This is a genomic window from Streptomyces sp. NPDC059247 (assembly GCF_042754005.1).
Lineage (GTDB): Bacteria > Actinomycetota > Actinomycetes > Streptomycetales > Streptomycetaceae > Streptomyces.
Map to the genome: position 1 here is coordinate 441,294 of NZ_JBHYZW010000001.1, position 21,200 is coordinate 462,493.

At 74.2% G+C, this 21,200-nt stretch carries 20 protein-coding genes and 1 CRISPR repeat array; of the genes, 8 read left to right on the top strand and 12 right to left on the bottom strand.

Annotated elements, in window-relative coordinates; all coding sequences use genetic code 11:
* Nucleotides 1-294: 294 nt before the first annotated feature.
* Entirely contained in the window at nt 295-936 is a 642-nt protein-coding gene (locus tag ACFXGN_RS01930; RefSeq protein WP_384852050.1) for a CatB-related O-acetyltransferase, read from the bottom strand.
* 251 nt (nt 937-1,187) lie between these two features.
* Here ACFXGN_RS01930 and ACFXGN_RS01935 point away from each other — a divergent pair, with 251 nt between their 5' ends.
* A complete protein-coding gene (locus ACFXGN_RS01935; protein ID WP_384852053.1) occupies nt 1,188-2,249 on the top strand; it encodes an NAD-dependent epimerase/dehydratase family protein in 1,062 nt (353 codons plus the stop codon).
* 31 nt (nt 2,250-2,280) lie between these two features.
* Here the strand turns inward: ACFXGN_RS01935 and ACFXGN_RS01940 are convergent, their stop codons facing one another.
* Nucleotides 2,281-3,393, bottom strand: coding sequence for a sensor histidine kinase (locus ACFXGN_RS01940; protein WP_384852055.1), 1,113 nt, complete (start codon nt 3,391-3,393; stop codon nt 2,281-2,283).
* A complete protein-coding gene (locus tag ACFXGN_RS01945; RefSeq protein ID WP_384852057.1) occupies nt 3,390-4,118 on the bottom strand; it encodes a response regulator transcription factor in 729 nt (242 codons plus the stop codon). Before ACFXGN_RS01945 ends, ACFXGN_RS01940 begins: the two co-directional genes overlap by 4 nt.
* 133 nt (nt 4,119-4,251) lie before the next feature.
* Between ACFXGN_RS01945 and ACFXGN_RS01950 the strand changes: the two genes are divergently transcribed.
* The 3 genes from ACFXGN_RS01950 to ACFXGN_RS01960 are packed head-to-tail and all read left to right on the top strand — an operon-like array spanning nt 4,252 to nt 6,229.
* Entirely contained in the window at nt 4,252-4,932 is a 681-nt protein-coding gene (locus ACFXGN_RS01950; protein ID WP_384852060.1) for a glycosyltransferase family 2 protein, read from the top strand.
* Entirely contained in the window at nt 4,929-5,567 is a 639-nt protein-coding gene (locus tag ACFXGN_RS01955; RefSeq protein ID WP_384852063.1) for a DUF2064 domain-containing protein, read from the top strand. Before ACFXGN_RS01950 ends, ACFXGN_RS01955 begins: the two co-directional genes overlap by 4 nt.
* Complete coding sequence (locus tag ACFXGN_RS01960; protein ID WP_384852065.1) at nt 5,564-6,229, top strand: class I SAM-dependent methyltransferase; 666 nt, start codon at nt 5,564-5,566, stop codon at nt 6,227-6,229. The genes ACFXGN_RS01955 and ACFXGN_RS01960 overlap by 4 nt, the downstream gene beginning before the upstream one ends.
* 321 nt (nt 6,230-6,550) lie before the next feature.
* Here the strand turns inward: ACFXGN_RS01960 and ACFXGN_RS01965 are convergent, their stop codons facing one another.
* A complete protein-coding gene (locus tag ACFXGN_RS01965) occupies nt 6,551-7,012 on the bottom strand; it encodes a hypothetical protein (RefSeq protein WP_384852067.1) in 462 nt (153 codons plus the stop codon).
* On the bottom strand, nt 7,009-8,178 hold the full coding sequence (locus ACFXGN_RS01970; RefSeq protein ID WP_384852069.1) for a molybdopterin-dependent oxidoreductase: 1,170 nt from the start codon (nt 8,176-8,178) through the stop codon (nt 7,009-7,011). The genes ACFXGN_RS01965 and ACFXGN_RS01970 overlap by 4 nt, the downstream gene beginning before the upstream one ends.
* 113 nt (nt 8,179-8,291) lie before the next feature.
* Between ACFXGN_RS01970 and ACFXGN_RS01975 the strand changes: the two genes are divergently transcribed.
* Together ACFXGN_RS01975 and ACFXGN_RS01980 are read left to right on the top strand one after the other, a co-directional pair.
* Nucleotides 8,292-9,716: a glycosyltransferase 87 family protein gene (locus ACFXGN_RS01975; protein WP_384852071.1), complete on the top strand. Its 1,425-nt coding sequence runs from the start codon at nt 8,292-8,294 to the stop codon at nt 9,714-9,716.
* Between the two features lie 103 nt (nt 9,717-9,819).
* Nucleotides 9,820-10,668 (top strand): S-methyl-5'-thioadenosine phosphorylase, encoded by an 849-nt coding sequence (locus ACFXGN_RS01980; RefSeq protein WP_384852074.1) that lies wholly within the window; start codon nt 9,820-9,822, stop codon nt 10,666-10,668.
* A gap of 200 nt (nt 10,669-10,868) precedes the next feature.
* On the opposite strand, the gene ACFXGN_RS01985 is transcribed toward ACFXGN_RS01980, so the two are convergent.
* Nucleotides 10,869-13,232 carry a glycosyl hydrolase family 18 protein gene (locus tag ACFXGN_RS01985; protein WP_384852077.1) on the bottom strand — a complete coding sequence of 788 codons (2,364 nt, stop codon included), beginning with the start codon at nt 13,230-13,232 and terminating at the stop codon, nt 10,869-10,871.
* A 217-nt stretch (nt 13,233-13,449) separates the two neighbouring features.
* Nucleotides 13,450-14,127 carry a DUF4230 domain-containing protein gene (locus tag ACFXGN_RS01990; RefSeq protein ID WP_384852080.1) on the bottom strand — a complete coding sequence of 226 codons (678 nt, stop codon included), beginning with the start codon at nt 14,125-14,127 and terminating at the stop codon, nt 13,450-13,452.
* 182 nt (nt 14,128-14,309) lie between these two features.
* Here ACFXGN_RS01990 and ACFXGN_RS01995 point away from each other — a divergent pair, with 182 nt between their 5' ends.
* Nucleotides 14,310-15,170, top strand: coding sequence for a VanZ family protein (locus ACFXGN_RS01995; RefSeq protein WP_384852083.1), 861 nt, complete (start codon nt 14,310-14,312; stop codon nt 15,168-15,170).
* A 76-nt stretch (nt 15,171-15,246) separates the two neighbouring features.
* Here the strand turns inward: ACFXGN_RS01995 and ACFXGN_RS02000 are convergent, their stop codons facing one another.
* Entirely contained in the window at nt 15,247-15,402 is a 156-nt protein-coding gene (locus tag ACFXGN_RS02000; RefSeq protein WP_384852085.1) for a hydrophobic protein, read from the bottom strand.
* 382 nt (nt 15,403-15,784) lie between these two features.
* Nucleotides 15,785-16,600: a CRISPR direct-repeat array (repeat unit 24 nt; unit sequence CACCCCCGCTCGCGCGGGGAGCAG).
* A 377-nt stretch (nt 16,601-16,977) separates the two neighbouring features.
* Here ACFXGN_RS02000 and ACFXGN_RS02005 point away from each other — a divergent pair.
* The gene (locus ACFXGN_RS02005) at nt 16,978-17,244 is read left to right on the top strand and encodes a hypothetical protein (RefSeq protein ID WP_384852088.1); all 267 of its coding nucleotides are present in this window, start codon (nt 16,978-16,980) and stop codon (nt 17,242-17,244) included.
* A gap of 393 nt (nt 17,245-17,637) precedes the next feature.
* On the opposite strand, the gene ACFXGN_RS02010 is transcribed toward ACFXGN_RS02005, so the two are convergent.
* The 4 genes from ACFXGN_RS02010 to ACFXGN_RS02025 are packed head-to-tail and all read right to left on the bottom strand — an operon-like array spanning nt 17,638 to nt 21,078.
* Nucleotides 17,638-18,543, bottom strand: a complete 906-nt coding sequence (locus ACFXGN_RS02010) for an SAM-dependent methyltransferase (RefSeq protein WP_384852091.1) — start codon at nt 18,541-18,543, stop codon at nt 17,638-17,640.
* Entirely contained in the window at nt 18,522-19,412 is an 891-nt protein-coding gene (locus ACFXGN_RS02015; RefSeq protein WP_384852093.1) for a cysteine hydrolase family protein, read from the bottom strand. The genes ACFXGN_RS02010 and ACFXGN_RS02015 overlap by 22 nt, the downstream gene beginning before the upstream one ends.
* Nucleotides 19,409-20,545 (bottom strand): isocitrate/isopropylmalate family dehydrogenase, encoded by a 1,137-nt coding sequence (locus tag ACFXGN_RS02020; protein WP_384852096.1) that lies wholly within the window; start codon nt 20,543-20,545, stop codon nt 19,409-19,411. Before ACFXGN_RS02020 ends, ACFXGN_RS02015 begins: the two co-directional genes overlap by 4 nt.
* On the bottom strand, nt 20,542-21,078 hold the full coding sequence (locus ACFXGN_RS02025) for an EF-hand domain-containing protein (RefSeq protein ID WP_384852097.1): 537 nt from the start codon (nt 21,076-21,078) through the stop codon (nt 20,542-20,544). Before ACFXGN_RS02025 ends, ACFXGN_RS02020 begins: the two co-directional genes overlap by 4 nt.
* Nucleotides 21,079-21,200: the final 122 nt, after the last annotated feature.

Consider the following 21,200-nt stretch of genomic DNA (forward strand, 5'->3'; position numbering starts at 1 on the left):
CGGATGGGGCGGCCGATGGACACGATCCGGTCGCCCGGGGGCCCTTGGGGCGCTCCGGGGTGATGTGGCGCCGGTCGCGGGGTGAGCCGCGGGGTGCTTTCCGGTGCCCGAGGGGCTCGTCGGAACGCTCCGGCGGACGCCGGGATGATCATCTGCCCGACGCGTGCGAGGGGTCCGGTGCCCTGGACGGTGCGGACGCCGTCCGGGGCGCGCTCCGGGGGCGGTCGGAGCGCTCGACGGCTCCGGAGCCGAGGGGAGTGCCGTACAGCCGTACAGGGGTGGCGCGTCGGCGCGTCACGCGTGCGGGGAGGCGGCCTCCAGGGCGGCGACGGTGCCCGACATGATCGTCCGGATGTGGTCGGTGATGTGTGTGGCGGGCCAGTCCCACCAGGCCACCGCGAGCAGGCGGGCGACGTCCTCCGCGTCGTACCGGAGGCGGAGCAGCCGTGCCGGGTTGCCGCCGACGATCCCGTAGTCGGGCACGTCCCCGGTCACCACGGAGCCGGAGCCGATGATCGCTCCGTGGCCGATGCGCACGCCGGGCAGCACGGTGGCACCGTGCCCGAACCAGACGTCGTTGCCGACGACGGTGTCGCCTCGGGAGGGCAGCCCGGTCAGCAGGTCGAAGTGGTCCGACCACGAACCGCCCATGGTCGGGAACGGGAAGGTGGACGGGCCGTCCATCCGGTGGTTGGCCCCGTTCATGAGGAAGCGCACCCCCGTGCCCAGCGCGCAGAACTTGCCGATGACCAGCTTCTCCGGCCCGTAGTGGTAGAGCACGTTGCGCGTCTCGAACGCGGTCGGATCGTCCGGGTCGTCGTAGTAGGAGTACTCCCCGACCTCGATCAGCGGGGACTTCACCAGCGGTCTGAGCAGCACCACGCGCGGCTGTCCGGGCATCGGGTGGAGGATCGTCGGGTCGGCGGGCACGGGCACGGGAAGGTCTCCTCGTCGGGTCGGGTCGGGTCGGGTCGGGTCGGGTCGGGTCGGGGTCCGGTCCATGATCGCTGCACCGCTCCGCCGGGCCCACCGGTTTCCCGGCGGCCCGCCGGTTCCGCCGTGGACCCTGTCGGCCGTACGGGGCCCTGCCCCGCCGGGTCGACCGGGCCGTCCGGGCGGATGACGGAAGTCTTACGGACCGGCGCGCTCCGGCGCGGGGGCCGGAGCGGGTCCGTAGCGTCCTGGTCATGCGCGTACTCGTCACCGGTGGAGCCGGGTTCATCGGCTCCCACATCGTCACCGCCCTGCTGCGGGCCCGCCATGAGCCCGTCGTCCTCGACGCCCTGCTGCCCCGGGTGCATCCGGTCGCACCGGACCCGCCCGCGGCGGAGTTCGTCCGGGCGGACGTGCGGGACCCGTCGGCCGTGCGCGCCGCGCTGACCGGGGTCGACGCGGTCTGCCACCAGGCCGCCATGGTCGGCCTCGGACAGGACTTCGCCGACACCCCGGAGTACGTGAGCTGCAACGACCTGGGCACCGCCGTCCTCCTCGCGGCCATGGCGGAGACCGGTGTGCGGCGGCTCGTCCTCGCGGGCTCGATGGTGGTGTACGGCGAGGGGCGGTACGAGTGCCCCCGGCACGGTCTCGTCCGGCCGGACCCGCGCCGACCGGAGGACCTCGCCGCGGGCCGCTTCGAACCCCGCTGCGGGCGGTGCGGATCGGAGCTGGTTCCCGGTCTGGTGGCGGAGGACGCCCCGGCGGACCCCAGGAACGTGTACGCCGCGACGAAGCTCGCCCAGGAACACCTGGCCGCTGCCTGGGCCAGGACCGTGGCGGGGACGGCGGTGTCGCTGCGCTACCACAACGTGTACGGCCCCGGGATGCCCCGGGACACCCCGTACGCGGGCGTGGCCTCCTTCTTCCGTTCGGCGCTGGCCCGGGGCGAGGCGCCCCGCGTCTTCGAGGACGGCCGTCAGCGCCGGGACTTCGTGCACGTACGGGACGTGGCCCGCGCCAACGTGCGCGCCCTGGAAGCCGCCTCGGGACCGCCGACCGGCGGCCTCGTCCCGTACAACGCGGGCAGTGGCGAGCCACGGACCATCGGTGAGACGGCCGAGGCCCTGGCCGTCGCGTACGGCGGCCCGGCGCCGGTGGTGACAGGGGAGTTCCGGCTCGGCGACGTCCGGCACATCACCGCGGACTCCGCCCGGCTGCGGCGGGACCTGGGCTGGCGGCCGGAGGTCGGCTTCACCGAGGGGATGGCGGAGTTCGCCCGGGCGGGACAGCGGGCCCCGGCCGTCGCCGGATAGCGCCGTACGACCCCCGTGCCGGGGGCCGTTCTCAGCCCGTCGCGGCGGGCAGCGTCACCTCGAAGCGGCAGCCCCCGGCCACGTTCCGCACCTCGGCGCGGCCCGCGTGGGCCTCGACGATGCCCCGGACGATGGCGAGTCCGAGGCCCGCCCCCGCCGGTGGGGTGCGGGCGTCGGTGCCGCGCCACCCGGTGTCGAAGACGCGGGGGAGGTCCTCGTCGGGGATGCCGCCGCAGCCGTCGGTGACGGACACGACGACGGCCCCGTCCCTGCGTTCGGCCGCCACCGCGACGGTGCCGTCCGCCGGGGTGTGGCGGATCGCGTTGACCAGCAGGTTCGCCAGGACCCGGGTCATCTCCTTGCCGTCCACCTCGACGGGGACGGCCTCGACCCCGGCCCCCACGAGCCGCACCCCGTGCTCGCGGGCGAGCGGGTCGGCCCCGCTCAGGGCGTCGCCGACCAGGTCGTACACGGAGACCCGGCTGGGCACGAGGGTCAACGCGCCCGCGTGGATGCGGGACAGCTCGAAGAGGTCGGTCACCATGGCGGTGAGCCGGTCCACCTCGGTCCGGATCTGCCGGTGGTAGCGGACCGGGTCGGCGGCCACCCCGTCCTCCAGGGCCTCGGCCATCGCCCGCAGCCCGGCGAGCGGGGTGCGCAGGTCGTGGGAGATCCAGGCGACCAGCTCCCGGCGGGAGGCCTCCAGGGCGCGTTCGCGCTGCCGGGAGGCGTCGAGCCGGGCGCTGGTGAGGGCCAGTTCACGGCCGAGCGCGGCGAGTTCGGCGGTACCGGCCGCCCGGGGCGCCGAGAACCGGCCGCCGTCGCCGAACTCCCGCGCCGCCCGGGTCAGGGCGTGACTGCGGGCCACCACCCAGCGGCCGAGGACCAGCGCGGTGCCGAGGGAGACGAGCGCCGCCATGGCGACGACGACGGTCACCACCCACAGGTCGTGCGGCGAGAGGAACATCGCCCGGGCGACGGCGAGGGTACCGGCCAGCATCGCCAGTACCGTGACCGCGGCGACCACCGTGAGGGAGACGGCGACGGAGCGGTGCCGCACGAGGCGCAGGACCAGGGCCCCCATGGCTCCGGCGCAGACGGCCCCGCCGAGGGCGAAGACCGCGATGAGCAGGACGTCCTTCACTCCCCGTCCTCCTCGGGCCCCGGCTCGAAGCGGTAGCCGACGCCCCAGACGGTCTGGATGGAACGGGGCCGCGCCGGATCGTCCTCGATCTTGGCCCGCAGCCGGCGGACATGGACGGTGACGGTGGAGAGGTCTCCGAAGTCCCAGCCCCACACGTGCCGCATCAGCTCCTCGCGGCTGTGCGCCGCCCCCGGACGGGCGAGGAAGTACGCGAGGAGGTCGAACTCCCGCAGGGTCAGGGACAGCTCGGCGCCCTTCCGGGTGGCCCTGCGGGTCGACGGGTCCACGGCGAGCGCCCCGGCGCGCAGCACGGCACGCGGCGGGGCGGTGCCCGTGGCCCCGGTCCGCCGCAGCACGGACTCGACGCGCAGGACCAGCTCCCGGGGGCTGAAGGGCTTGGTGACGTAGTCGTCGGCCCCGGTCTCCAGGCCGGTGATCCGGTCCTCCTCGTCGCCCCGGGCGGTCAGCATGATCACCGGCACGGGCCCGGACTCCCGCAGTCGGCGGCACACCTCGAAACCGTCCAGACCGGGCAGCATCAGATCGAGGACGACGAGGTCGGGCGGTCTGCGGGCCGCGCGCCGCAGCGCCTCGGGCCCGTCCGCCGCGTGCTCGACGGCGCATCCCGCCCGCCGCAGATAACCGGTGACCACCTCGGCCACCGTCGGGTCGTCGTCCACCACCAGGATCCGGGCCGGAGCCCCCGCACCGCCGTGCTCGTTCATGACGCCAGCCTGGCACCCGCCGGGCGCCGACGGCCACGCCCAGCCGGGGGTACGCGGGACGACGTCCGCGTTTCGTAAGGAGTGGAAGGGCCCCGGAGGGCCCCGCGGTTCCTACGGTGAGCCTGTGACACCCATGAGCGTAGATGTCGTCCTTCCCTGTCTCGACGAGGCCGGGGCCCTGCCCTGGGTCCTCGCCCGCGTCCCCGCCGGATGGCGGCCCATCGTCGTCGACAACGGCTCCACCGACGGCTCGGCCGCGCTCGCGGCCGAACTCGGGGCCACCGTCGTCCACGAGTCCCGGCGCGGCTTCGGCGCCGCCTGCCACGCCGGACTGCTCGCCTCCGACGCCGAGTTCGTCTGCTTCTGCGACTGCGACGCCTCCCTCGACCCCGGGCTGCTGCCCGGCATGGTCGGCACGGTCGCCCAGGGCGCGGCGGACCTCGTCCTCGGACGGCGCAGGCCCACCGCGCGGGGCGCCTGGCCCGCCCACGCCCGCGCGGGGAACCTCGCCCTGTCCTGGCTGCTGCGCCGCCGCACCGGGCTGCGGCTGCGCGACCTCGGGCCCCTGCGGGCCGCCCGGCGCGAGGCGCTCCTCGGCCTCGGGCTCTCCGACCGGCGCAGCGGCTACCCGCTCCAGATGGTCGTCAGGGCCGCCGACGCCGGATGGAAGGTGCGCGAGGTCGACGTGCCGTACGCGCCCCGGGAGGGCCGTTCCAAGGTCACCGGGACCTGGAAGGGCACCTGGCAGGCCGTGCACGACATGCGGCGCGTGCTCGACGAGCCGGTGGCGGCGGCGGGCGGGGGCCGGGCGTGACCGCCCTTCTCGTCATCGCGAAGCAGCCGCTGCCGGGCCGGGTGAAGACCCGGCTCACGCCCCCGTTCACCCCGGACGAGGCCGCCGCCCTAGCGGAGGCGGCCCTCGCCGACACGCTCGCCGCCGTCGCCGCCGTCCCCGCGACCCGTCACGTCCTCGTCCTCGACGGGACCCCCGGACCGTGGCTGCCGCCCGGCTTCACCGTCGTCCCCCAGACGACGGGCGGGCTGGACGCCCGGCTCGCCGCCGCGTTCGGCGCCTGCGCGGGACCCGCGTTCCTCGTCGGCATGGACACCCCGCAGCTCACCCCGGAGCTGCTGTGCCGCGCCCTGGAATGGGACGAGCACGACGCCTGGTTCGGCCCGGCGGCGGACGGGGGCTTCTGGGGCCTCGGGCTCGCCGCGCCCGACCCCGGACTCCTGCTCGGCGTCCCGATGTCCCGGCCGGACACCGGAGCCGCCCAGTACGCGCGGCTGCGGGCGGCGGGGCTCAGGACCGGCGTCCTGCCCGTCCTGCGGGACGTGGACACCGCCGAGGACGCGCGGCACGTGGCCGCCGAGGCGCCCGGTACGCGCTTCGCGGCCCGCCACGCCGAACTGACGCCCCGCCCGGACCCGGCGGGAGCGGTCGCGTGACCGCGACGACGACCTGGCGGGCCGACGCGTACACCGAGGCCCTGCGGACCGGCCGGGGCCCCCTCTTCCTGCGCAGGGACGACGGCTGGCTGCTTCCCCTGGAGGTCGAGCGGTGGTGCGAGGCACCGGACGCCGCCGACCGCTCCGTCCTGGACCGGTGCCACGGCACGGTCCTGGACATCGGCTGCGGCCCGGGGCGGCTCGTCGCCGCCCTCGCGGCCGAGGGCCGCCGCGCCCTGGGCATCGACATCAGCCCGGAGGCCGTGACCCGTACGGGACTGCTCGGCGGCACGGCCCTGTGCCGGTCGGTCTTCGACCCGCTGCCCGCCGAGGGCCGCTGGGACACCGTGCTGCTCATCGACGGCAACGCCGGGATCGGCGGCGACCCGGCCGCGCTGCTGCGCCGACTGCGGCGGGTCACCTCCCGCACCGGCCTCGTCCTCGCCGAATGCGCCCCGGTGGACGTCGACGAACGCTGCGAGGTACGGGTGGACGACGGCCGCGGCGGTCTCGGCACCCCGTTCCCCTGGGCCCGGGTGGGCGTCCGGGCCCTGTCGGCCCTCGCGTCCGGGACGGGCTGGTCGGTGTCCGAGACCTGGACGGTGACCGGCCGGACCTTCCTCGCCCTCGCGCCGGGGACGGGCGTGAACGTGCTCTGCTGAGTGCGGGTGCGGGTGCGGGTGCGGGTGCGGGTGTGGGTGGGATCGGGGCCGGGGCCGGGCGTGGGCCTGGGCGTGGCTGGGCGTGGGTGGGAGCGGGGCCGGGGCTGGTCGTGGGCCTGAGGCGGGTCGTCGTGCCCCGCCGTCCCTCGTGCCTGCGCCGGGTGCGGCCGTGCACCACTGGTCCTGGACTTGGTCCTGAGCCTGGGCCTGGTCCTGGGTCTGGTCCTGGGTCTGGTCCTGGGTCTGAGGCGGGTCGTCGTGCCCGCCTCCGCCCCCGCCTGCTCCGTCCCTCGCCTCGCCCCGCCTCGCTGGGCTCGGGTCTCAGCCGTCCGTCGTCCGCTCGGTCCGGGCCTCGGCCTCCACCCCGGGCGAACCCGGCCCCGTCCCGCCCCGCCGACGTTGACGCCGTACCAGCATCGTCACACCCGTCACCACGGCCACGCAGGCCAGCACGATCAGGAGGTTGCGCCCGTACGGCAGGGGAAGCACCGACGGATTGGGCGCGGGGCGCGGGGCGAGGAGCGCCGGGAGCGTCACCAGGACCACGGTCCCCGCGACGACCAGCGCCCCGCGCGTCAGGCCGCGCCCGGCGCGCCCCGCGAGCAGCAGGCCCACGGCGAGGACCACGGGGGCGATGATCCCGTCGTGCAGGACCAGTGCTCCGGCCAGCCACACCAGCACGCCCAGCGGGGCCGGCTGGTCCGCCACCAGCCACCCGCCGAGACCGATCAGAGCGAGCCCGAACCCGCCGAGCACGTACCGGGCCGGGTTCGTCGCGCTCACCGGACCTCCAGCCGGTGGACCCACTTGGTCTGGAGGACCCCGGGCCGGTTCGGGGCGATGATCCGGGCCGGGAAGCCGTGGTCGAGGGAGAGCCGCCGCCCGTTGAGCCCCAGCGCCAGGAGGGTCAGCGGATCCTCGGCGTACTCCGTGCCCATCTCCATCACCCGGTAGGACCCGGCGACCTCCAGGGACGTCACCCTGAGGCCGTCCACCCCCGGCCGTCCGCCCGCCCGCTCGATCAGTTCGCGGACCCGCACCCCGGTCCACTCGGCCTCGACGCTCCAGCCCTCCACACAGGCGATGGGCAGCCGCACCCGGGTCTGCGGCAACGCCGACAGCCCGTCGAGGCTCAGGTCGTACGGACGCGGACCGACGACTTCGAGACGCCACCCGCCCAGCGCCCCCGCCGACACTCCGGCAGCCGCCGCCGTCCGGTTCACCGGCAGCCCCTGCGGGCCGTGGTCGGGATGCCGGGGCGCGAGCAGGTCGAGGGACTTCAGCGGAGTGAGGGACTGGCCGACCGTCGTCACCGTCACCACACCCGCCGCCGCGACCGTCCCCAGGAGCAGCGAGCGCCGGTCGCGGACGTCCTCGGCGGGCAGCGCGAGCGTCCCGGGCGACAGCCGCCGCCAATGGGCCCTGATCTCCGGTGCCTTGACCGCGAGGTGCAGCAGGATCGAACCGGCCACGACCCACGCCACCGCGAAGTGCACCGGGACGAAGGAGAACGGCCACGGATACCACTGGACGATGTTCAGCAGACCGGTGAGCACCTCGAACAGCGCGCCGGAGACCAGGACCGCGACGGACAGCCGTTCGAGGGCGTGGCGCACGGACCGGACCGGGGGCCAGGCGAACAGCCGCGGATAGACCGTCCACAGCTTGACCAGGAGCAGCACGATCGCCACGAGACCGGCGGAGACGTGCAGTCCCTGCGTCAGCCGGTAGCCCCACACCGGCCGCGCGGGCAGCCGGTCGGCGAGCCAGTCGGGCGGATGCTGGAGGTAGTGGCTGACGAGGCCGGTCAGGAAGCAGACCGCGAACGCGGCCCCGAGCCAGCGGCCGACGGCCGTCGCCGTGCGCGCGTCGTGCAGACGGCCGGTGAACTCGGGCGGCCGGAGCGCACCCGCCGGGGGACGGAGCCGTCCGGGCATACGAGGTGTCATGCCGTCCATGACACCGGTAAGGGCGGCCGGGCGGGCTCCGCGACACCTTACGAAACCCGAACGCCACGACGGGTCGCCCCGGCCCCGGCCCCGTCCGCTGTCAGGCTGCGCCCATGCCCCGCACCCGTCCCGTGCTCCTCGCCCCGCGCCGCGCCGTGCTCCTCGCCGTCCTCCTCCTCGCCTCGCTGGCCGCCGCCCTCGTCGTGCTGCTGCGCGGCGACGCGGACGGCGGTGTCCTCCTGGCCGGGTACACGGGATGCTGGGCGCTGTACGCGGTCGCCGTGGCCGTCCTGCGGCGGGTGCCCGCCCGCGCGGTCGTCCCCCTGGTCCTGGCCGGAGCGGTCGCGGTCACCCTCACCGGTCTCGCCGCCGCTCCCCGTACCAGTACGGACTCCTTCCGCTACGCCTGGGACGGCAGGGTGCAGGCGGCCGGGACCTCGCCGTACGACCACGCTCCCGCCGATCCGGAGCTCGCGGGACTCCGCGACCGCTGGCTCTTCCCCGAAGGCGGCGCCTGCGCGTCCACGAAGGACCTCGTGCCGCTCGCCGACGGCGGCTGCACCCGTATCAACCGGCCCGCCGTGCACACCGTCTACCCCCCGGCCGCCGAGGGCTGGTTCCTGCTGGTCCACGGGCTGTCGCCCGGGGACGTCCGGCACAAGGCGCTCCAGACGGGCGGCGCCCTGCTCGCCCTCGCCGTGACCGGACTGCTGGTCCTCGTCGCGCGCGGGCGCGGCGACCCGTGGCGGGCGGCGCTCTGGGCCTGGTGCCCCGCCGTCCCGGTCGAGGCCGTCGACAACGCCCATGTCGACGTCCTCGGCGTCCTGTTCTCGGTCGCCGCCCTCGCTGTCGTCGCCCGCCGACGCGTCACCGGAGGCGTACTGCTCGGCCTCGCGATCGGTGCGAAGATGCTGCCCGCGGTCCTGCTCCCGGGCGCCCTCTCGGGGGCGCGCCGCCCGAGCGCGGTCCTGCGGGTCGTGGGGCCCGCCGTCGCCACGGTCGGCGCGCTCTACCTCCCGTACGTCCTTCTCTCGCGGGGCTCGGTCCTCGGCTATCTCGGCGGCTACGCCCAGGAGGAGGGGTACGACGACGCCTCGGCGGGCGGACGGTACCTGCTGCTGCGGCTCTTCCTGCCCGACGCGTGGGCACTGCCGGTGGTCGCCCTCGCCATGACGGCGGTGGCGCTCACGGTCTGGTGGCGCGGTGACCCCGAACGCCCGTGGAAGGGCGCCCTGTCGACGACGGGTGCCGCCTTCCTCCTCATGACTCCCGGCTACTCCTGGTACGCGCTCCTCCTCGTGGCCCTGGTCGCCCTGGACGGCCGCTGGGAGTGGCTGGGCGTGGCGCTCGCCGGGGCGGTCGCGTACCTGGTGGGCGGTGACGCGGCGACGGTGGCGTACGGAACGGCCGCGCTGGTGGTCCTCGGCGCGGCCCGGGTGCGGGCGCGCGGCCGGAACCGGAACCGGCCGCGCGCCCCTGAGAGCGGTACGGGAACGGCTCTTCCGGCGCCGCCGCTGGAAGTCCCGCCCAAGCGGTGAGACGTCACCCCGATCCCTCTTTCCTTGCCCGGTCGTTGTCCATCGACGGACGAGACGAGGGCGACCGTGCGACGGCCGCCGAACGAGACGGAGGCCCCGCGCCATGCAGGAGCGAGACGAGCGACGCGACCGGTCCGAGGAGGGCGGCCCCCGCCCGTCGGCCGAGATCGGGATCATCGGGGGGAGCGGCTTCTACGAGCTGCTGGAGCCGTGGTGGCGCGGCGAGGTCCCCACTCCCTACGGCCCGCCGTCCGACGCCGTGACCGTGTGTGTGGTCGAGGGCCGCCGGGTGGCCTTCCTCCCGAGGCACGGAGCTGACCACGGCGTGCCCGCGCATCGCATCAACTACCGCGCGAACCTCTGGGCGTTGCGGTCGATGGGTGTCCGCCAGGTCCTCGCGCCCTGCGCCGTGGGGTCGCTGCGCGGCGACCTCGCCCCCGGCCGTGTGGTGGTCCCGGACCAGCTCGTCGACCGTACGGCGGGGCGGGCGCAGACGTACTACGACACGGGCGCGGTGCACGTCTCCTTCGCCGACCCGTACTGCGAGCGGGGGCGGGCCGCCGTCTTCAAGGCGGCGAGCGAGCGGGGGGAGGACGTCCACGACGGCGGGGTGATGGTCGTCGTGGAGGGCCCGCGCTTCTCGACCCGGGCCGAATCGCGGTGGTTCGCCGGTGCGGGCTGGTCGTTGGTCAACATGACGGGGCATCCCGAGGCCGTGCTCGCGCGGGAACTCGCCCTCTGCTACACCTCGGTGGCCCTGGTGACCGACTACGACGCCGGGGTCGAGCGCGGGAACGGCGTCTCCCAGGAGGAGGTGTTCCGCGCCTTCTCCGCGAACGCCGAACGACTGAAGGGCCTCGTGCTCGAAACCGCCCGCACTCTGGAGACCGCGCGGGACTGCGCGTGCGCCGACGCGCTGGAGGGGATGGAGCTTCCCTTCAGACTGCCGTGACCGCACGGGAGCGCCGGGCGCATCGCTCCGGGCGGGCTTCTCGGGCCTGTGCGGGCGGGGACGGGCGGGCTTCTCGGGCGTGTCCGGCCCCTGTCCGGCCTCTCCGGCCTGTCGGGTCCTGTGGGGGTGGGGCAGGGCGGACGGTCTGGCGACCGTCCGCCCTGCCCTGTGCGCGAGTCGGGCCGTGCCGTGACGCCCCGTTACTTCAGACCGTTGTCCAGCGCGGTCATCAGCTGGCCGTTCGGGGTGTCGCCCGACATCTCCCAGACGAAGCCGCCCAGCAGGCCCTTGGACTTGATCCAGGCGGTCTTCTTCCCGATCGACCAGGCGTCGTCGAAGGACCACCACTGGCCGCCCGGCCCGGTGTAGCCGTACGTCGACACCGACTGCTCGTCGTGGCGGACGACCATGTTCGGGAAGCTGGTGATCAGGTTGTTGTAGCCCCGGACACCGGCTTCGGTGTCGAACTGGCCGGGTGCGACGCCGGTCGCGCTCTGCCACTCGCCGTTGACTCCGCCGTCGGTGACGCCCTGCCAGCCGCGCCCGTAGAAGGGGAAGCCCACGTTGAGCTTGCGCGGGCTGACTCCGGCGTCGAGGTAGACCTTGACGGCGTTCTCGACGCTGAAGTGGAACGGGTACGGGTCCTGGGTGTCCGTGTAGAGGTTGGAGCCGTGGCCGACGCGGTTCGGCTCCCAGGAGTTGTCGCTGCCCGCGCCGTGGAAGTCGTACCCCTGCACGTTGGCGAAGTCGAGGGACTCGAAGATGCGGCTGATGTCCCAGCCCGCCTGGATCTTCGCCGGGTCGGCCGGGGTGAACGCGGTCAGCAGCTTGTGCTCGCCGCCGAGCGCGTCGAGCTGCCTGCGGAACTCCGCGAGCAGCGCGGTCAGGTTGTCCTTGTCCTGCGGACCGTAGTGGTTGCCCGGGTGGCCCTCGGAGCCCGGCCACTCCCAGTCGATGTCGATGCCGTCGAAGATCCCGGCCCCGGTGCCCGGTCCGCCCGCGCCGTTGTAGACGGGCAGATCACCCTTGATCCACACGTCGACACAGGACTTGACGAACTTCTCCCGTGACTGCGGGGTGGCGGCGGCGTCCGAGAAGAACTTCGAGTACGTCCAGCCGCCGAGCGACACGACGACCTTCAGCTTCGGGTACTTGGCCTTCAGCTTCTTCAACTGGTTGAAGTTTCCGCGCAGTTTGCCCCATCCGTCGTCCGCGACGCCGTCCACGGACTGTGCGGCGGACATCGGACGGGCGTAGTCGGCGTCCGAGTCACCGGCGCCGGTGCCCTCGTCGGGGTCCTGCGGGTTGCCGGAGACGCCCTTGGTGACGCCCGCCTGGCAGGTGAGGTTCTGCGGGTCGATGTTCTCGAACGAGTAGTTGATGACGTCGAGTTTGGCCGCGGAGCCGGAGGTGTCGAGGTTCTTCACGAAGTACTGGCGTCCGTAGATGCCCCACTGCGCGTAGTAGCCGACCTTGAGCTGTCGGCCCGCGCCCGCCACGTCGTCGGTGGTGACGGTCAGGGCGTTGGAGGCGGGGGACCGGTTGTCGGCGGTGTCCCGTGCCTTGACGGTGAAGCCGTACGCGGTGGCGGGGGAGAGCCCCTCCACGGTGGCGGCCAGGGTGTCCGCGCCCACCGACTTGACGAGTACGGCGCCCCGGTAGACGTCGTAGGCGGCCACGGCGACGTTGTCGGTGGACCTGTCCCAGGCCAGGCCGACGGTGGAGGCGGTCCTGCCGGTGGAGCGGAGGTTGCCCGGCGCCGTGGGCGGTGTCGGGTCGGTCGCCGGGTCGACGGTCCGCAGGGACAGCGGTGCGCTGGCCGGTCCGGTGTTGCCCCGGACGTCCTTGGCGCGGACGGTGAAGGTGTAGGCGGTGGCCGGTGTGAGACCGGTGACGATCGCGGAGGTGCCGGTCACGGTGGCGGCGGTGGCCGAGCCGTTGAGCACCTCGTAGGAGGCCACCGGGTGGTCGCCGCCGCCGGCGGCGGTCCAGGTCAGCGCGACCGTGCCGGCGGTGACCGCGGTGGCCCTCGGCGCCCCGGGGGCGGTCGGCGGGACGTCGGGGCTGCCGTCGCACTTGTCGCCGTTGACCGTGCAGCCGGTCGGGGCGCCGGGGGTGCCGGACGCGGTGAACCAGTAGCTGTACGGCTCGGTGGTGCCGCCCGCCGGGACATTGGCGTTGTAGTAGGCGTTCTTGACGGTCACATGGCGGCCGGACACGGTCGCGTCGCCGTTGTAGTTGCCGGACAGGGTCACCCCGGCGGGCAGGTCGAACTCCAGGGTCCAGCCGCTGACCGGGGCCGTACCGGTGTTGCGGACGATGAACGTCCCCTTCCACCAGGAGCCGTTGTCCTGGGTGCTGAAGGACGCGGTGAGGGTGCCGGCCGCCTGGGCGGGCGCCGCGAGGGCGGTGAGCCCGGCGACCGGCAGCAGCAGGGCGGTGCCGAGGACGGCGAGACGCCGCCGCAGCCGTCGTCGTGGGGCGCCGGAGCCGGGCGGACGTGCCGCCGTCCGGGCGCCGGGGAGTGCTCTGTCTCCGGGGAGTGGTTTGCGCCAGTGGAACATGGTTCTCCCTGTGGTGGTGGGGTGGTACAGGGGTGAGATGAACCGTGCGCGTACGCCAACGTGTGCCCGGCCGAAGGCAGCCCGGTGAGCGAGGCGGAACCGGTGCGCGGACCGGGCACCGCCTTCTGTCAGGACGCCCCATAACGTAGAAGGTCTGGACCAATGCGTCAACGGGTTCGGAAGGAGTGGGGGGAGCGAGGCCGACGGTGGCCCGGTGTCAGACGTATGTGACGGTGACGCGCTCGAAACCGAGTGCGCGCAGCAGCCCCTGGAGCATGGCGGTCGTGTTCCGCTCCGCCCGTGACGTCAGGTCCGAACCCTCGGCCGCCTCGCCGATGTGGCGCGCCGCCAGGATGTTGACCGCCTGCTCGCTCGCCGGGTTGTCCGAGAAGAAGTCGCCCAGCCGGTCGAGCAGTCCGCGCTGTTTGGAGACCGCGTACGAGCGTCCGGGATCGAGCGCGGGGGCGGCCAGGCGGGCGTGCGGCAGGCGCAGGGTCGCCGTGGTCCGCCGCGCGTCGACCGTCACGGCGTCTTCCCCGAGGCCGCCGAGTTCGACGTACGCGCCGACGCTGCCGGTCGCCACGTAGAGGGTGCGGGTGCCACGGATCGCGGCGGGGAGGAACTTCGCGTCGTGTTCGAGGTCCACGACCACCTGGTAGGTCCCGGCGGCTCCCTCGTAACGCTTCATGTCCTGGACGGACTTCAGGACGGCGGGCCCGGACCGGTCCTTGACCTCGGTCCCGAACACGTCGATACCGGGGAGACGCAGGAGCTGACCGACCGTCATGAGTACGACGGCCAGGGCGAGCAGGGCGATGGCGGCGAGGGGCCATCGGCGCCCGCCGCGCTCTCGGCGCGGGAGGGACGAGCGTCTTCTCTCCGTGTCTTCTCGCATGGTCGCCTGTTGCCCTCTCTTCGGAAACTCATGCCCAACATCCTTGTAAATGCGGACTGTTGAGGTGCGAGAGGTCTGTGGTGGGACGCTGCCGGGCCGCACCGAGAGGCGCGGAATGAAGGCTCCGCACCCGGGTAGGCGACGCCCGTCGGAAAGCTCTCCCGCGAAGGAGTGGTGACCACATGATCAGCTGGGGCGGACCTCGGAGACGGCCGGAGAAGGCGACGGACGGCACGGCGGGGAAGGCGGGCGGGGCGGTGGCGCGGTTCCGCGCGGCGAAGGCGCCCCGCGCGGTGAAGGGGAGCCGGGGGGTGAGGGGGATTCGCCCGGCGAGGGGGAAGGGTCTCGCGGCGGCGGACACGGCGGACACGGCGGACACGGCGGACACGGCGGACACGGCGGACACGGCGGACACGGCGGACACGGCGGACACGGCGGACACGGCGGACACGACGGACACGACGGCAACGACGGGCCCGGCGGACCGCTCCGGAGGCGTACTGTCCCCTCCCGAGGCGGACGGGGCCCCGCCGAGGAACACGAGGCCGGTCCGCAGCGGTCCGGGCCGGACGGTCCGGGCACTGGTCGCCGTACTGGCCCTCGCCGGGATGGTGGCGTTCGCCGTCGTCCTCGCCCGCCTCACACTGGGGGAGTCGCCCGCGTCCGTACCGCTGACCCACGACAACCTCACGCCGGGCCGCTCGATCCGGGCCTATCTGCACCAGCCCGGGTTCGTGGAGACCGTGAAGCAGCTCGGCGGCAACGTGGCCCTCGGCATCCCCTTCGGGCTCCTCCTGCCGCTGCTCTCCCGCAGGGCCCGTGGCGCCGTGCGGGTCGCTCTGCTCACCGCCGCCACGATGCTGATCGTGGAGCTGGTCCAGGGCGCCCTCATCACCGGCCGCGCCTTCGACGTCGACGACGCCCTGCTGAACACGACGGGCGCGCTGCTCGGCTACTTCCTCCTCGGCCGACGACTCGGCCGGGCGGTCCACCCCCGCCCGCGCGGACGCCGGTGGCGCCGGTCGGAGGCCACGTCGGTGTGACCTCGGGGAGGGGCGGCGAAGGCGGGTGGGTCGTCGGGCCACGGCTCAGGGCCGGTACGGCTCCGGTGGGGTGGGCTCACCAGCGGTACCAGCGGCCACCCGAGCCACGGAACAGGAAGCCCAGGAGCCACAGGACGACCACGGCGATGGCGACGTACCAGAGGAGGTGCAGGGCGAAACCGCCACCGAAGAGCAGCAGGATCACCAGCAGGACGAGAAGGAGCGGGACCATGACGAGCCTCCCTGGGATCGGACCAGTCGGCTGCGGCGGTCGGGCCCGGGCGACTGCCGTCCGGACCCGAAGACCGCTTGTCTCCCATTGTCCCCTACGCGGCCGCCTCCGGGCGGAGGCCGTACGGTGTAAGGGACGGGATTGTCGTGCCGGACGCTCCGGTCGGCCCCCCCCCGGGACGAACCGACGGGCCACGGCTGCGAGCGGGGACGGGGCCCGGCCGCCGCGAGGCGCCCACGCCACTGACGGAGCGGTGCGGGAGTCGCCCGTGGCGGCAGCCCGCGGCACCGTCGGCGCGGGTACACCGGTCGATGCCCGCCGACCGTGGGCGGGCCGCAGCCCATGTCGGGGAGGCCCTGCCTCGGGCCGTCCGTGTGTGGAGCATTCCTGTTCGTGTGGGGAGCAGGTGGTGTCCCGAACCCGGGCCCCCTTGCGGATCGGAGCACCCCCGCTCGCGCGGGGAGCAGGTGAGCCACGGGTTCAGCTGGAGGACGCCGCGCGGAACACCCCCGCTCGCGCGGGGAGCAGCGTCCGGGGCGTTCATCACGACTCTCCGACTGCGGGACACCCCCGCTCGCGCGGGGAGCAGACCCCGCCCACCGCCTCCGGCAAACGGATCATCGGAGCACCCCCGCTCGCGCGGGGAGCAGGTGTCCTCGTGCAGGGCGGGGCAGCCACCATTCGGAACACCCCTGCTCGCGCGGGGAGCAGCACGAAGCGGACTGCGGGAAGGGCTAGCCCTTCGGAACACCCCCGCTCGCGCGGGGAGCAGGCCGGACGCAGCGCACCGGGTGAAGTCGTCCACGGAACACCCCCGCTCGCGCGGGGAGCAGCCGTACGCGGCGCCCGCGCGCATCGCCCGCAGCGGAACACCCCGCTCGCGCGGGGAGTAGAACCGTACCAGCGGCCCGGAGACCCCCGACCCCGGAACACCCCCGCTCGCGCGGGGAGCAGCGGGTGGCGCGGCGCCGTCGCGTGTCCAGATCCGGAACACCCCCGCTCGCGCGGGGAGCAGCGGGGGAGCCCCTTCATGACGGCCGTCAGGGTCGGAACACCCCCGCTCGCGCGGGGAGCAGGTTCCAAGTCGACGAAGGGACAGGCCCCGTTTCGGAACACCCCCGCTCGCGCGGGGAGCAGTTGCACCAGACCTGGAACCAGCTCCCGGGCATCGGAACACCCCCGCTCGCGCGGGGAGCAGGCTTGGTGACCTGGGTCTTTTGGAGGGCTTTGCTTGTTCTTTGCTGTTGTGGAAGTCTTGAGGCGCGGGTCCGTCCTGGCAGATGCGGTGGTGAGTTTACCGTCGAAGTGCCGGGTGGGTAACCGGTGTCTGCGGTTGGCTGTTGGCCCTGAGTCGTGACTCTGAGCCTGGCCCGTGTGTCGTGAGGGGCTTGTCCCTGGGCCCGGACCTTTCTGGAGAGTGTCGCCCCCTCTGGTCGACCCTGCACTCCAGGTCGCGGGCCGTGAGTCCTGGTTCTCGCCCGGCCGCTTCGTCCGCGACCTTCTCGAACGCCGTCGCGCCGCCTTGCATTTCTAAGGGAACCTCAGCTCTTTTAGCGCCTGATTCCTTTGACGCACTTGTCTCGCCTGCTGGGCCGCCCCCCGGTCCTGGACGTCCGCCGCGCTCGCCCGGCACCCCGCGACGGCAGTACCGAGGGCCTTGGCCTGACCGGACGGGGCGTCCGCGATGCCGTCTGCCTCTACTCGCCCGGCTGGCTCCTCACCCGGGTCACCACCACCGACACCGAACGCGGCGACCATCGCCTGCTCCACAGTCCCTTCCTCGCCTTCGGCGCGTGCCACCGTGCCCCTGACTCGATCGGGCTGCCGAGGCGGAGCCCGTAGCGGTAGTGCGGTCGCATGATCGGACAGGCTGCGATCCGTTTCCGGACGATCTGGTGCGGCGCACCGTGACGTATACGGATACGGACGGCCCCGGCGGTGCCCCCGCGTCCACGATGTGGACTGTCATCGCCCGACCCGTCCCGGGGTCCTCGTGCCCTCGTTCCACCGCACCAGCTCGCCCAGGGCCGCTTCCTGCGCCGCGCCGCGATGATTCCGGGACCTCCACGACCGACCCCGCCCACCTCACCGCCTCCCCGCTGCGTGCCGCCACCCAACAGCTCGCCGGTCTGCCGCCCGCCCCGCGCACGGCCGGAGTGCCCGTCACCGCCGTCCCCTACCAGGGCACCATCCGTGAAGCCCTGCGCGAGGACTGAGGCACCCCCGGGCCGTGCCTCAGCGCACGGGCCGGGAGCCGGTCGACGCGAAGACCCAGCGGTTGACCGCGAGGGCGTCGTCCGGCTCCGGCAGGGGGCCACGGCCGTGCAGGACGGTGAAGTCGTACGGCCTGCGGACCTCCACGGTCCAGCCACGCCGGGCGAGTTCACCGGCCGAGTCCGGTCGGGGCCGGGTGTCGAAGAGGGACAGCAGGTCGATGCCGAGACGTTCGCGGGCCGCCGCGTACACCGGGTTCGCGCGCACCCCGGGCGATTCCGCGACCTCCTTGATCTCGTACGCCAGGGTGCTTCCGGCCGCGCTCAGCCGGTCCACGGTGGCGACGAGCCGCCGCTCGGCCCCGGCCGGGAGATAGAGCAGCAGTCCCTCGGCGAGCCAGGCGGTCGGGGCGGTGGGGGAGAAGCCCGAGTCGAGCAGCGCCTGTTCCCAGTCGTCCCGCAGATCGACCGCGAGCGGTCGGCGTACGGCCACCGGGGCGGCCCCGGCCCGGTCGAGCACCTCCTGCTTGAAGGCGAGCACCTCCCCGGTGTCGATCTCGTGGACCGTGCACCCGGGCGGCCAGCCGAGGCGGAACGCCCGGGTGTCCAGACCCGCGCCCAGGATCACCACCTGCCGGACGCCCGTCCGTACGGAGTCCAGCAGATGATCGTCGAGGGCGCGGGTGCGCAGCCCGAAGTACCGGCCGAGGCGGCCCCAGAGCGGATCGGCGGCCCCCAGCGGCACCTGGTCCGGGTGGACCGGCCAGTCGGCCGACGCCGGAGCCGCGCGGACGAAGTGCTCCGCGAGCGGGTCCGTGGCCAGGGCGTCAGGGCGATGGGTCTCGATGGCGCGGGCGGCGGCCACGAGCAGCGCCGTCCGGGCCACGCCCACCGCCACACCGGCGGTCAGCCCTGCGGCGACGGGCATACCGCCTCCTCCGGCCGGGAGCGGACTGCGGCCACGGACGCGGCCCGTGCGGAGGACGCGAGTGGGATGGAGGACGCGGGCCGCGTGGAGATCGCGGGCCGGGTGGAGGGCGCGGGTCCGGCGCCGGACAGGGCCCCGGCGCTCGATCCGCCCTCGATGCCCGGCCCGCCCCCGGAGGCAGATCCGTCCTCGGAGGCAGCCCCGTCCCCGGAGACCGACGCGGCCGGAGGTCCGGCGTCCGGCCCGTCCCCGTGTCCCGCCCCCGCGACCGGTTCCGGTGTCGTCCACGCCCCCGGGTCGTCCGCGGTGGTGGTCCGGGCGCCGTAGAGGACCCGCATGAAGCGGAGGACGATGTCGTACGGAAGGTGCAGCGAGGTGGTGCACTCGGTCAGCACGGTGACGTGGAAGCCCTTCTGGAAGGCGGTGCGGGCGGTCGAGTCCACGCACACGTCGGCGAACAGCCCCGCGAACACCAGGTGTCCGATGCCCCGTTCGGCGAGGTGGCGCTCGAAGCCCTCGGTGAGGAAGGCGTCGAAGGCGGCCCGTTTGGTGAAGACCCGTTCCCCCTCCACCGGGGCCACCGCGTGGAACTCCGCCCCGGGGGAGCCCTCCAGGCACTTCGGCCGCTTCCCCAGCCGCCGGTCGCGCCACCGCCAACTGGGGCCCTGGTGCGCGGTGTCGCCGAGGAAGCGTACGAAGACGACCTCCACGCCCCGCCGCCGGGCCGTCTCCACGGCCCGGACGCCACCGGCGACGGCGGCGTCAAGGACGGCGGGATCGCCGGGGAAACGGGCCCGTGCCGTCGGGGTCGCGCAGAAGTCGTTCTGCAGGTCCACGACGACCAGGGCCGTTCCGGACGGCCCGGTCACGCCCCGCCGACCAGGGCCGTCGAGTGCGGAGCGGCGACCGCCCCCGGCGCGTCGAGGGTGTCGAGCAGGGCGTCGACCACGGCGGTCGTGGTGTGCCCGCCGCCCAGGTCGGGGGTGCCCACACCCCGCCCGGCCAGGACGCCGAGGGCCGTCTCCACGGCCCGCGCGGCACCGGCGGCCCCGCAGTGCCGCTCCGCGACGAGGGCCGCCGCGCGGACCGTCGCCACCGGATTGACCAGGTCCCGGCCCGCCAGGTCGTCGGCGGAGCCGTGCACCGTCTGGTACTCGACGAGGCCGCCCGCCCCGGGCCCCAGGAAGACGTTCTCCGTGCACCGGTTCTCCTGCCGGTCCGAGCCGAACCGGTCGAGCAGCACGACGTGCATGATGTCGGCCCACTCGTTCCCGGCGACCAGGAGCGTACGGTCAGGGAAACCGTGGGCGAGGAGGTTGCGGTTGACCGTGTCCGGCTGGAACACCTCGATCCGCACCCCGAGCCGGGCCGCCAGCTCGGCCACCCAGGTGTCGAACACACCGTCGAGCAGATGGAACTTGTACGCGAGCACGATCCGGTCGGGGCCTCCGGCGGGCCACTCCCGCCGCGCCCTCTCCAGGGCGTAGCCGACGACCGCCTCGGTGACCTCCCGGCTGAAGGTCGTCGTGCGGACGATCTCGCCGGGGGAGTGTTGGTTCTCACCCGTGTAGAAACCCTGCGCCTGGTCCCGTACCAGCAGCAGTGCGGCCGGTCCCTCGGTGAGGAGGTCCACCTTCACGGTGCGCAGCCGCTGCCGCACCAGGTACAGGGACTGCGCGTTGATCGCCGTGCGGAAGACGGCCGGGACGCCGCTCCCGGCCAGCTCGCGGCAGAACCGCTCGTAGTGCTCCGCGTCCCGTTCCGTCAGCTCCCGGACGCGGACGGTGTCCGGCTCCGCGCGGAGCGAGACGTACGAGTGGTAGAGGCGCGGGGAGCGCACGATCTCCGCGCCGCCGCGCGGGAGCCCGGAGGTGAGGGCGCCGAGCACCCGCTCGAAGACGTCGGCGAGTTCGGGACCGGTGCCCCGGCCCACCGCGAGCCCGACCACGGGCCTCGCGGCGGGTAACTCGCCGTCGGCGCTCCGGGGGGCGACGCGGGTCACCGGGAGGCGCCGTCGGTGAGGCGGTCGCCGGGGATCCCGGCCTTCTCGGGCCGGTAGTAGTCACGGATGCCGTCCGCCCAGGTGGCCACCGGGATGCGGTCGCCGTCGACCGGCTCGAAGGCGTCGAAGAGGGACTCGATGTTGGGCCGCTCGAAACCGATCGCGGTCATGAGGGCGAGGAACTCCGGGCGGTCGACGAAACCGTCGCCGTCCGGGTCGCCCATCGCGGCCAGCGCCTCGGCGAACTCGTCCACGGTGTCGTCGAACCGCTCGGGGGAGAGGACGACCGCCTCGAACTCCTCGTAGCTGATCCGCCCGTCGCGGTCGGAGTCCAGCTCGGTCTCCAGCGTCTTCCAGTACCGCTGGAACGCGCCGAGCAGCCGCGCGGTCGCGGCATCGTCCGCCGTCGGCACCGCGGCGACGGCCCGGCTGCCCATCAGCGTGAAGTCGGCGGGCTCGATGGCGCCGTTGCCGTCGGCGTCGAACAGGGAGAAGACGAGCCGCACACGGTCGTGGGCCTGGGAAGTGGTCATCCTGATGTGCCTGTGCTTTCGGGAGCGGGGGGAACGCGCCGGGCGCACCCCGGCGGCCACTCCATTCTCCGGTCGCCCCCGGCGCGCGCCCCGGCGAAACGGGTCCGCGCACACGAAGGAGT